Origin of the sequence: uncultured Jatrophihabitans sp. (assembly GCF_964252635.1) — a bacterium.
GTDB lineage: Bacteria > Actinomycetota > Actinomycetes > Mycobacteriales > Jatrophihabitantaceae > Jatrophihabitans.
Genome location: NZ_CAXUNP010000022.1, coordinates 1 through 10,552, shown reverse-complemented (window position 1 = coordinate 10,552; position 10,552 = coordinate 1). Strand labels below are relative to the sequence as shown.

The following is a 10,552-nucleotide window of genomic DNA, read 5'->3' as shown; positions in this document are numbered from 1 at the left end:
GGCGCCTGGCTCGTCGATCCGGCCCGCGGGCCGGCCTGGGCGGCCCAGGCTCGTGAGGGGGCCCGAGCCCACGCCGACGCCCACCCGCTCGAACCGGGGGCGCCGTTGCCGGCCCTGCACCGGGCGTTGGGGCTGCCCGACGGTGCCGACGCCGTGCTCGCGCGGGTGCTCGGCGAGGCCGGCCTCGCCATCACCGACGGGCGGGCACGGATGCCGGGCACCGCCCGCTCGCTGGGCCGGGCCGAGGACGCGGTCCGCACGCTCGAGGAGCGGCTGCGGGAGGCGCCGTTCGCCGCGCCGGAACGCGACGAACTGGCGGGTCTGTCGCTGGGTCCCCGCGAGCTCGCCGCCGCGGCACGACTCGACCGGCTGCACCGCGTCTCGGCCGACATCGTTCTGCTTCCCGAGGCCATCCCGCTGGCCGTCGAGCGGCTGCGCACGCTGGACCAGCCGTTCACCGTGAGCGCGGCGCGGCAGGCGCTGGGCAGCACCCGCCGGGTGGTCGTGCCCCTGCTCGAGCATCTCGACGAGCTGGGGCACACCGAACGCGTCGACGCGGGACTGCGGCGGGTCCGTCATTGATGGGTTAGTCCCGACCTGGGACGGGTATCCCGTTACAGGTCGAAGATGCGGCCTTGGTCCGATTCTCGGAGACCAGCGTGCCGCGTTCCACCCGTTTCGCCCCCATCGACGTCGTCCGCTTCGTACTGGCCCGCCTCGACGACGAGGAGGCCGGCATCCGCCGCAGTGCCCGCTCGTTGCGGGGCCACGACGACCGCGCCCAGACCGCCAGCCTGGAGCACCGCCGCGCCGACTGCCTCGCCCGCCGCCAGGTCACGGGCGCTGTCCAGCAGCTGCTCGTGCTGCGCGACCTGCCGCAGGAGAAGCCGGTTCGTGACCACGCGACGCAGATCCTGCTGTCGTTGGCATCGCCGTACTCCGGCCACAAGGCGTTCCGTACCGAATGGCTGGCTCAGGCCAGCTGATCGGCTTCGGCCAGGGCTAGCTGGCCGGACTCAGCCCACCAGCGCCCAGCCGTGGCCGGGTACCTCCCACCGGCCGTCGCCACGGGGGTCGGCCGCACCGGCCAGGACGCTGCCCGACGCCTCGAAGACCAGCGCGTCGTCGGCGAGATTCAACGCCAGGGTCAGCGTCGACTTCCCCGCGAGCGTGAGCACCAACGTCTCGTTGGTCAGGGTCACGGTCTCGCTGCGGGCGATGTGCAGCCACGGGTGGCGACGTCGGACGCCGATGAGCTGCTGGTGGACGCGTCGCACCTCGGCCGCCGCGGCCGGCAGCTCCTGCGGCTCGGCAGGAAAGGCCGGCCGCACCGCGTCGTCGCCGCCGACCCGCTCCTCCTTGCGACCGTTCAACCCCTGCTCGTCGCCGTAGTAGATCGCGGGCGTGCCGGCGAGCGTCAGCAACAGTGCGGTCGCGTGACCCTGGTGCCGCTCGTCGGCGATCGCCGTCGCGATCCGGGTCACGTCGTGGTTGCCGACGAACGTGTACGGCACGAAGGAGTCGAGCAGCTGGTTGTGCCGCTGCAGCGTCCAGTCGAGCTCGAAGAAGTTCGCGTCCGACAACGAGCTCCAGACCGCCTTCCACAGCTCGTACTGCGTCACCGAATCCAGCCCCGAACGCTCGACGTACTCGGCGTAGTCGCCGTGCAGCATCTCACCGAGCACGTACGTCCCGGGGTGCGCGGCACGCACCCGGCTCAGTACCCCGGGCCAGAACTGCGGCGGCACCGCGTACGCCGCGTCGAGTCGCCAGGCGTCGGCCCCGGCCTCGAGCCAGTGCGTCATCACCTCGGTGACGTAGGCGGCGACGTCGGGGTTGTCGTGGTCGAGCGCGAGCAGCCCGTCGTGGCCCTCGAACGTCGCCGGGCTGCCGTCGCGCTCGCGGCGCAACCAGCCGGCCCGATCGCCGTCCAGCCCGACGAACTCCGGGCCGACGTGGTTGAAGACGCCGTCGAGCATGATGCGCAGCCCGCGTGCACGCGCTGCGTCGACGAGGCGGGCGAACGCGTCGTCGCCACCCAGACGCGGATCGACGTGGAGGTGGTCGATGGTGTCGTAGCCGTGACTGCTGGACGTGAACACCGGGCCCAGCGCCAACCCGTTCACGCCCAATTCGACCGCATCGTCGAGCCACGCCACTAGGTGGTCGAGGCGGGGAACGGGCGTGCGGTCGACACCCGTGGTGTCGGCACCGGTGAACCCGAGCGGGTACACGTGCCACCAGATCACATGGTCGACCCAGGCGGGCGCGTCGTCGGGCACGTCGAGATCATTGCCTACGGGCGCCGGCCTGCGGATGGTGGGTTGGGTGACGACGCGCCGGGCCCGTCGATCGGTGCCGGACGAGGTACACCCGGTGCCCGCCGGCCCGGGCCAGGGTGCCGTCGCGCGCAATCGCCCGCCGCGTCTGCGGTGCGATGCCGGTGCCGTGCTGGCGCACGATGAGCACGGCGCCGCCCGAACGCAGATAGGCGGTCAGGTCACGCTGCCAGCGACGGTTGGCGACTCGTGGAACGGAGGCGCGGTCGGGCCCGTACGTCCGTCCCGTCACGTCGACCCAGTTGCGGCACCCGTCGGCGAGACTGCGGGACAGGGCGTCGATCTCGATCTGGCCCATGGGCGAGTCGCTCATGACGCAGCGCACGTGCGCGGTGGCCCGGGTCAGCGCCGCGGCGCCGGTGAAGGGCGGCACCGCGTCGCGGCCGTCGACCAGGGCGGGTATCGACACCGCCGCCACGGCGAGCGTGAACAGCCACCCGGCCGCAACCGGTCGCAGCAGCCGGCGGGTCTCCCGGGCCGCTGTCTGCGGGCCGGGCGCCGTGCGATGTGGGTGGGCCGCGGCGCCGACGGTCACCGCCGCAGCCACCGCGATGTAGTCGGCGTAGTAGGGGAACCAGGACGGTGCGAGCAGCAGGACAACCAGTTGGGCGACGAGCAGGGCGGCCACCGGACGCGCGGCAGGCACGTCCCAGGCCCGCCGGACGAGCCAGGCCAGCGCGACGAGCAGGCCGACACTGACGAGCTCGGCGGTGCTGTGCGACAGCGCGCCGGTGAGCCGCGGGACACTGCTCAGGTCGCTGAGCCGGGTCCACGGGGACCGGGAGATGGCACCGCGGGACGTCTGGTCCTCGATGACCGACGACCACATCGCGTGGGGTGAGTCGACGAAGAACGGCCCGTCGACGAGCAGCCCGGCCAGCACCACGCCGCCCGCGGCCGCGGCCACCTGGCGTCCCGAACGGGTACGGCGGGCGAACCACAACAGCACGCCCGCGGCCGGAACCACCCACCAGATCTTGACGCTCATCATCGTGCCCAGCGCCACCCCGGTGAGCAGGGGCCAGTGCAGCGGGCCATCGCGCCGGGCGCGCAGCGTGGCCAGCAGGGCGAGCAGGAGGAACAGGTTGCCGGCCGGTTCGGGCTTGATCAGGTACTCGCTGCCGATGGCCCCGAACCACAAGGCGTAGAACAGCCCCGCCGCGGTGGCGGCCCGCAGGCCGAGGCCCAGCCCGCGCACCACCCGCATCACCAGCACCGCGTTGACGCCCCCGAGCACCGTGAACGCGACAACGGTGGTGGTGAACACGGTCTCGTCGGTGACGACGTGGGTCAGCAGTGCGAACGGGCTGAGCAGCAGCATGAGCGCCGGCGGGTGGATCAGCACGAAGTCGCGGTAGGGCAGCCGGCCGTGGACGAACGAGTCACTGCCTGCGAAGTAGACGCCGGCGTCGTAGCCGAAGTTGCCGTCCAAGCCCCCGTGTCGCAGGATCACGGCCAGTCGGGCCGCGACGGCCACGACGAAGACGGCCAGCGGCGCTGCTGTCGCAGCGCAAATCCTGCGGTAGACGCAACTACTTGCTGTTGGCGCAGCGGGGTCGCTGTGGTGCGTCCGCGCCGGGGTCACGGCCACAACCTGCCGGGACGATGCTGAAGGGACGACCTTGCTCACGGGTGTTTCTCATGCACCCCGTGTGGTTTGCTCAGCGGCCGTCCGACCCCCCGCCGCCCACCGCGTTGCCGCGCTCGTTCTCCTCGGGCGTTGCGGTGTCGAGGTCGTTGCCGGTGACGGAGTTGACGGCCTGCTTGAGCTTGCCCGTGAGCCCGTGCTCGGTCTTGGACCCGCGTGCGCCGCTCGGCTCCTCGTCCACGTCGTGGTCGGCGTTGGTGCCGTACGCGGTGGTGTCGCGGCCGTACTTCGGTTCGTCACTGTGGTCGGGCATACGGCACGTCCTTGTCGTCAATTGCTTGTCGTCGATTGCGCTTGCCCAGCAGGTACCCCTCGCGCGGTCGGGGCACGCAGCGGGCCGGTCACGTCACCTCGACGATCTCGACACCCGCCACCCGTCCGCGGTCGAGCGTCAGCGTGGCGAGCGTGCCGTGCGGCTGGCGCCGCTTGTCGGTCGGCGAACCCGGGTTGACGATGCGTTGCCCGTCGTGTGTCTCGTCCATCGGGATGTGCGAGTGGCCGAACACGACGAGATCGGCGTCGGGGAAGCGCCGCCGCAGCCGCGCCGGTCGCCCGGTGCGCGGCCCGCTGTCGTGGATCATCGCGACCCGGACGCCGTCGAGGTCGAGTTCGAGCGTCTCCGGCGCTCCCCACGCCGCCACGTCCTCGCCGTCGTTGTTACCGCGTACCGCATGCACCGGCGCCCACCGTGCGAGCTCGTCGAGCACATCCGGCGTGCAGACGTCGCCGGCGTGCAGGACGAGATCGCACCCGTCCAGGACGGCGGCCACCCGCGGCGGGCAGCCCTTCCAGAACCGCGGTGCGTGGGTGTCCGAGAGCACGACGACCCGCACGGCCGGCTACCCGTTCCTCGTCGGACCGGGCTGGCAGTGCGGGCACCACCAGGTACGCCGCTCGTCGGCGGTCTCGGCTGCGACCCGCACCGGCGTCCCGCAGCGCAGGCACGGGCGCCCGGCCCGGCCGGTCACCCAGTGCTGCTCGCCGCGGCGGCGGTTGCCGGTCGTCACCTGGTACATGCCCTCGACGGTGGCCGAGACCCGCAGCGCCCGCGCGGCGAGCCGCACGAGCGCGGGGACATCGACGTCCCCGATCGGCGTCCATGGGCTGTGCCCGCGCAGGAACGCCAGCTCGTTGGCCCAGAGGTTGCCGAGACCGGCGACCAACCGCTGGTCGAGAAGCGCAGCAGCGAGTGGGCGTGACGGGTCGGACGAGAGACGTTCGACCGCGACGGCCGCGTCCCAGTCCTTGCGCAACGGGTCGGGTCCGAGGTGGCCGACGACGGAGTCCTCCTCGTCGGTCTTGATCAGCTCGACGACCGGGATGGACAGGCCATACGCCACCTGACCGTCGTCGGCGCCCAGGCGCACCCGGATGTCGCCGTCCAACCGTGCGGGCAGCTGCCGCCCGGCTCGGACGACGGTCCACGAACCGTCCATGCGCAGATGCGTGTGGAGCGTCAACCCACCGTCTCCGTCGAGGCGGGTGAGCAGGTGCTTGCCGTGGGTGTCGTGCCCGAGGACGGTGCGTCCGGCGAGGTCGGCGGTGGCGTGCTGCGGCACCCGCAGTTCGCCCGCCGTCAGCATCCGGTCGCGCAACGCGGTGTCGAGGCGTCGCGCGACCAGGTAGACGCTGTCGCCCTCAGGCACGGTGCCCGGTCAGCTCGACAGGTCGACGGTCTCGCTGGCGCCGCCTTCGAAACGCTGCCCGGTGACCTTGGCCTTGGCGAAGCTCAGGGCCGTGGTGACGCGTCCGCCCGGCGACGTCCAGTACTCGCCGGCCTCGGCGTGGAAGTGGATGAGGACCACGCTGGCGTCCTCGGGACCCTGCGGCAGCCAGGCTTCGACCCCCTGGTTCCACAGCTCCTTGGCCTTCGCGTCGTCGTCGACGACCTCGGCGGTGCCCGAGAGCGAGATCCAGGTGTCGTTCGACGACAACGACACGCCGGCCTGCGGTTGGGCGGCGATGTTGCGCACCGTCGGCGAGTCGCGCTCGACGAAGAACCACAAGTCGTTGTCACCCTCGACCTGTTGCTGGGCCATGGGCCGGGCGGTCAGGTGGCCGTGCTCGTCGACCGTGGTGAGCATGGCGAGCTTGATGTCCTCCGTCAGCTCCCGGAGCGTGTTGGCGTGTTCCGCGTCGGTCATGAGGCATTCTCCTTGGCTGACGTGTCGGCGAAGACCTCGACGAGCTTGCTGCTGAAGGCGTCGAGGTCGTCGGGGTTGCGGCTGGTGACCAACGTGTATCCCTCGGCGGGGCACACGACGACCTCCTCGTCGCGCCACTCCGCGACGCCGGCGTTGCGGAGGTCGGTCTGCAGGCTGGGCCAACTCGTCACCGTCTTGCCGCGTGCGACACCGGCCTCGATGAGCGTCCACGGCCCGTGACAGATCGCAGCGATCGGCTTGCTGGCCCCGGCGAAGGCGGCGACGAGCGTCACCGCGTCGATGTTTAACCGCAACTGGTCGGGGTTGGTCGTTCCGCCCGGCAGCACCAGGGCGTCGAATTCCTCGGCCACCGCATCCTTGGTGACGACGTCGACCTGGAAGGTGTCAGCCTTCTCGACGTCGTTGTTGAAGGCCTGGACCCGACCGGACTCGGGCGCGACCAGGACGGGCGTCCCGCCGGCGCGCTCCACCGTCTGCCACGGGGTGATCAGCTCCACCTGCTCCACCCCGGAGTTGGCCATCAGAAAGGCCACTCGCTTGCCTGCGAGTTCGTCACTCATCTCGTTCTCCTCCTGTTGCAGTCGAGCCGTACGACGCAGTTGCGTCGTCGTCATCCCGCCGATAGATCACGTCGACGGCTCAGGGCTCGCCGATCGATCGCCTGTGTCGTCCACCGGTCGGTCGTCCGGCACGGCGTTGTCGCGCGCGTCCCCGGCTGTGGTCGCATCGGTGTCGGGGTCGTCGTCGGGTGGGACGGTCTCGTCGAAGCCGGTCATGGGTGCGGCTTACCCAAGTGGCGGTTAACGCGAGCGGTGCCGGGGCCTTGTGGCCACCGGCACCGCGTCGACGAGGTAGGTCTGTCAGTTCTTGAAGGCGTCCTTCACGTTCTCGCCGGCGTCCTTCAGGCTGGCCTTGCGCTGGTCCTTGTCGCCCTCGGCGCGCAGCTCGTCGTTGTCGGTTGCCTTGCCGGTGGCTTCCTTGCCCTTGCCCACGGCGTTCTCGGCGGCGTTCTTGAGCTTGTCGATGGCACTCATCGTGGTGTCCTCCTCAGACGGTAGGTGCGACCCGCTGGGCTGCCGGTCGTCGTCCCTGGCGGACGCTGCCCGCACCCTTGGAATACCCCAGGGGTGGGGGGCTCAACCAGGTTGTTGCTGGTGCACAGGCAACGCAAGGTTTGCGGTTTGTGGGTGGCTCGGTACAGGCAGAGGTACAGCGACGAGGGCATCCGCGTTCGGTCACAAGCGCAGCGACGCGGGTGTTCTGCGTTCGGTTGCGTTGCGTCGTCGGGTCGCGTTGCGTACCGATCCATCTTGTTGCAGCGCTCGAATCTGCTGGGATAAACGCTGGTCGGCCAGTTCAGTCTGCGATAGAATAGAACGCATGAGCGATACGTTGACGCGGGCCGATGTGGCCTCGCTGCTCGCGGACGCTCACCAGGTTGTGGACGCGCTGCAGGCGGTGGACCTGAGCTGCTGCACCGACGACGAAGTCGTCGCTGCGGTGCGCTCGTTCGAGTCGTTGCGGCGCCGGTTGGAGCCGGTCGACCACGCCCTGATCCTCGAGGTGGAGGCCCGCGGGGTCCCGGCGCGGGCGATGGCCCGCGCCACCGGCTACTGGCTGCGGCAGACGCTCACGATCGACATCTCCGAGGCGAACGCCCGGGTGCGGGCCGCGCACGCCGCCGGTTCGCGACGGTCGCTACTGGGTGAGCCGATGCCGGCCAAGTACCCGGTCGTGGCGGCGGCGCAGGCCGCCGGTTCATTGGCGGCGCGGCAGGCTCGGGTGATCACCGCCACCCTGGACAAGCTGCCGCTCGAGGTCTGCGAGCACGTCCCTGACGCCGAGGCGCGGCTGGTCGGCTTCGCGCGCACCTTCGAGGCCGCCACGCTGCAGCAGCTCGCCACCCGGGAGGCCGAATGGCTCGACCCCGACGCCGGTCACCGCGATGTGGAGCGGCGGCGGAAGGACCGGGACCTGCGCCTGCACGTGCGCCCCGACGGGTCCTGTGTCGGATCGTTCCAGGGCACCGCGGAGCTGGGTGAGTTCCTGCAGGTCACCTTCGATTCCCTCGCCAAACCAGAGCCGGAGACCAATGGCATCAAGGACCCCCGCACCGCGGGGCAACGCCGCCACGACGCCCTGCTCGACGCGTTGAAGATCACGGTCGGCTCCGGGCGGCTCCCGACCGCCGGTGGGGTGCTGGCCACCGTCGTCCTCACCATCGACGCCGACACCTTCCTCACCGGTGAGGGGTTCGCGCTCACCGGTCACGGCGCCCAGGTCCCGGTCCGGGAAGCGCTGTCCTGGGCGGGTGGGGACTACCGGCTGATGTGCACCGCCCTGAACTCACTCAAGGCGGTCACCGCCTACAGCTCGACGCATCGGCTGTTCACCGAAGGACAAAGACTCGCCCTGATCGCCCGCGACCAGGGCTGCGCCTTCCCCGGCTGCCTCGCCCCACCCGGCTGGTCCCAGATCCACCACATCCTCGAACACATCCTCGGCGGACCCACCACCCTCGACAACGCCGTCATGCTCTGCGGCCACCACCACCGACACTTCCAGACAGCCAACTGGACCGTCGACATCGTCAACGGCCGACCAACCTGGACCCCACCCCGAACCATCGACCCCGACCAAACACCCATCCCCGTCTGAGGGGACGTGAGAACCGGCGCAACAGGTCGAGGGCGGAGCAGGCGCTACGCAGGGAACCCGTTCTGCTGCCCTGCGCAGCGCCCGCTCCGCCCTCTGCTCGCGCGAGGTTCGGTCGACCTCACGTGAGTCGTGGTGCGAGTCGGACGACTCAGTGGTGGACGGTGTGCCGCTTGCCCATCCGGGTGTAGATGAGCAGGGCGATGACCGCACCGATGATCGACCCGATCAGCCCGGCCGGCTGGAAGAAGCCGTCCTGCGAGTCCTTGTGGAAGATCAGGTAGCCGAGGAATCCCCCGATGAACGAGCCCACGATGCCGAGCACGATGGTCATCAGAATTCCGATGTCCTGCTTCCCGGGTACGAGGAGTCGAGCGACGGCGCCGGCGATGAGGCCGACGACGATCAGGGTGACGATGAGTCCGAGCATGAAACGTTCCTTTCGTCGCGGCACCCCCGGTCGGGGCGCCTGGCGATGGCCGTTGATCGTGCTGGCCCGATAGGACAAGAGAAGCACCCCTAGGGCTGGTGCAACACACCCCTAGGGGGGTTAGCGTTGGTTCATGGCCGCGCCGATCCTCATCGCCCTGATCGACGACTACGACGTCGTCCTCAAGGGAGTGGCGACCATGCTCGACCCGTTCCGCCATCGCGTCCTGGTCGCCGAGATCGACTCGAACAAGCCGCTCGACGACGCGGTCGACATCGCGCTCTACGACTCCTTCGCCCAGCCCGAGGCCGACCACGAGGAGATCGAGGTCTTGGTGAACAGCGACCGCGCGAAACGCGTCGTCGTCTACACCTGGAACTTCGCGCCGCATCTGGTCGACAGCGCGCGCCGGCGAGGAGCGCACGGTTACCTGTCCAAGACGCTGTCTGCGCACCAGCTCGTCGAGGCGCTGGAGGCGGTGCACGCCGGCGAGACGGTGTTCAACGACTCCCCCGGCCGGGCCCGCTCCTCCCCGGGGCTCGACTGGCCCGGACGCCAGCTGGGCCTGACCGACCGCGAGGCCGAGATCCTGGCCCTGATCACGCAGGGCAAGAGCAATGCCGACGTCGCACGCCTGACGTTCCTGAGCCCGAACACCGTGAAGTCCTACATCCGCAGCGTCTATCGCAAGATCGACGTCGACAGCCGTACGCAGGCCGTGCTGTGGGGCGTCGAGCATGGCTTCTCGCCCAACCACCACCGCATCGACCACTGGAAGGGCGGCCCGTGACGGCGCGTCATAACCTTGACTGATTCAAGAAAAGGGGCGAGACTGGCCTCGTGCCGATGACGTCGCCGTTCGAGCAGCAGCTCCGCGACGCCCACCTGCGGGTCACCCAGCCGCGGCTCGCCGTCCTGGCCGCGGTGAGCGACCACCCGCACGCGGACACCGACTCGATCATCGGCGCGGTCCGCTCCGAGCTGGGTGCCGTGTCGCACCAGGCGGTCTACGACGTGCTGCGCGCGCTCACCGACGCCGCCCTCGTCCGGCGCATCCAGCCCACCGGTTCGGTGGCGCGCTACGAGTCCCGGGTGGCCGACAACCACCACCACGTCGTCTGCCGTTCCTGCGGGGCCATCGCCGACGTCGACTGCGCCGTGGGGGAGACACCGTGTCTGACCGCGTCCGACCACCACGGCTTCTCGATCGACGAGGCCGAGGTCGTGTACTGGGGCCGGTGCCCCGACTGCGCCGCCCGCACACCCTGACCCGCACACCCTGACCCGCACACCCTGAGCCGCACCATCCCGCGAC

The 10,552-nt window shown here is 70.5% G+C and carries 14 protein-coding genes and 1 pseudogene (1 of these 15 cut by a window edge); 5 read left to right on the top strand and 10 right to left on the bottom strand.

The genetic code is table 11. The features are described from left to right. Both ACFFCA_RS11595 and ACFFCA_RS11590 read left to right on the top strand, forming a co-directional pair. Positions 1–582, top strand: a pseudogene (locus tag ACFFCA_RS11595) (SelB C-terminal domain-containing protein); it begins 1,208 nt to the left of the window's first position. A gap of 77 nt (positions 583–659) precedes the next feature. Further along, complete coding sequence (locus ACFFCA_RS11590; protein ID WP_375484908.1) at positions 660–986, top strand: DUF6221 family protein; 327 nt, start codon at positions 660–662, stop codon at positions 984–986. A 30-nt stretch (positions 987–1,016) separates the two neighbouring features. Here ACFFCA_RS11590 and ACFFCA_RS11585 read toward each other — a convergent pair whose 3' ends face one another. The 9 genes from ACFFCA_RS11585 to ACFFCA_RS11545 form a co-directional block, all read right to left on the bottom strand. Beyond that, positions 1,017–2,282, bottom strand: coding sequence for an alpha-amylase family glycosyl hydrolase (locus ACFFCA_RS11585; RefSeq protein WP_375484906.1), 1,266 nt, complete (start codon positions 2,280–2,282; stop codon positions 1,017–1,019). A gap of 7 nt (positions 2,283–2,289) precedes the next feature. Then, a complete protein-coding gene (locus tag ACFFCA_RS11580) occupies positions 2,290–3,816 on the bottom strand; it encodes a hypothetical protein (protein WP_375484904.1) in 1,527 nt (508 codons plus the stop codon). A 184-nt stretch (positions 3,817–4,000) separates the two neighbouring features. Further along, a complete protein-coding gene (locus tag ACFFCA_RS11575; RefSeq protein WP_375484902.1) occupies positions 4,001–4,240 on the bottom strand; it encodes a hypothetical protein in 240 nt (79 codons plus the stop codon). An 88-nt stretch (positions 4,241–4,328) separates the two neighbouring features. Next, positions 4,329–4,820: a metallophosphoesterase family protein gene (locus tag ACFFCA_RS11570; RefSeq protein ID WP_375484900.1), complete on the bottom strand. Its 492-nt coding sequence runs from the start codon at positions 4,818–4,820 to the stop codon at positions 4,329–4,331. Positions 4,821–4,826: 6 nt separating this feature from the next. Continuing rightward, on the bottom strand, positions 4,827–5,633 hold the full coding sequence (locus ACFFCA_RS11565) for a DNA-formamidopyrimidine glycosylase family protein (RefSeq protein WP_375484898.1): 807 nt from the start codon (positions 5,631–5,633) through the stop codon (positions 4,827–4,829). Between the two features lie 9 nt (positions 5,634–5,642). Further along, positions 5,643–6,131 (bottom strand): pyridoxamine 5'-phosphate oxidase family protein, encoded by a 489-nt coding sequence (locus ACFFCA_RS11560; protein WP_375484896.1) that lies wholly within the window; start codon positions 6,129–6,131, stop codon positions 5,643–5,645. Next, a complete protein-coding gene (locus ACFFCA_RS11555; RefSeq protein WP_375484894.1) occupies positions 6,128–6,712 on the bottom strand; it encodes a type 1 glutamine amidotransferase domain-containing protein in 585 nt (194 codons plus the stop codon). Before ACFFCA_RS11555 ends, ACFFCA_RS11560 begins: the two co-directional genes overlap by 4 nt. 66 nt (positions 6,713–6,778) lie before the next feature. Next, positions 6,779–6,928, bottom strand: a complete 150-nt coding sequence (locus ACFFCA_RS11550; RefSeq protein ID WP_375484892.1) for a hypothetical protein — start codon at positions 6,926–6,928, stop codon at positions 6,779–6,781. Between the two features lie 84 nt (positions 6,929–7,012). Further along, on the bottom strand, positions 7,013–7,186 hold the full coding sequence (locus ACFFCA_RS11545) for a CsbD family protein (RefSeq protein WP_375484890.1): 174 nt from the start codon (positions 7,184–7,186) through the stop codon (positions 7,013–7,015). A 346-nt stretch (positions 7,187–7,532) separates the two neighbouring features. Between ACFFCA_RS11545 and ACFFCA_RS11540 the strand changes: the two genes are divergently transcribed. Next, a complete protein-coding gene (locus tag ACFFCA_RS11540; RefSeq protein ID WP_375484888.1) occupies positions 7,533–8,810 on the top strand; it encodes a DUF222 domain-containing protein in 1,278 nt (425 codons plus the stop codon). Positions 8,811–8,958: 148 nt separating this feature from the next. Here ACFFCA_RS11540 and ACFFCA_RS11535 read toward each other — a convergent pair whose 3' ends face one another. Beyond that, on the bottom strand, positions 8,959–9,237 hold the full coding sequence (locus tag ACFFCA_RS11535; protein WP_375484886.1) for a GlsB/YeaQ/YmgE family stress response membrane protein: 279 nt from the start codon (positions 9,235–9,237) through the stop codon (positions 8,959–8,961). Positions 9,238–9,370: 133 nt separating this feature from the next. On the opposite strand from ACFFCA_RS11535, the gene ACFFCA_RS11530 reads away from it, so the two are divergent. Both ACFFCA_RS11530 and ACFFCA_RS11525 read left to right on the top strand, forming a co-directional pair. Next, positions 9,371–10,027, top strand: coding sequence for a DNA-binding response regulator (locus ACFFCA_RS11530; RefSeq protein WP_375484884.1), 657 nt, complete (start codon positions 9,371–9,373; stop codon positions 10,025–10,027). Between the two features lie 56 nt (positions 10,028–10,083). Continuing rightward, positions 10,084–10,506 carry a Fur family transcriptional regulator gene (locus ACFFCA_RS11525; protein WP_375484882.1) on the top strand — a complete coding sequence of 141 codons (423 nt, stop codon included), beginning with the start codon at positions 10,084–10,086 and terminating at the stop codon, positions 10,504–10,506. Positions 10,507–10,552 lie beyond the last annotated feature (46 nt).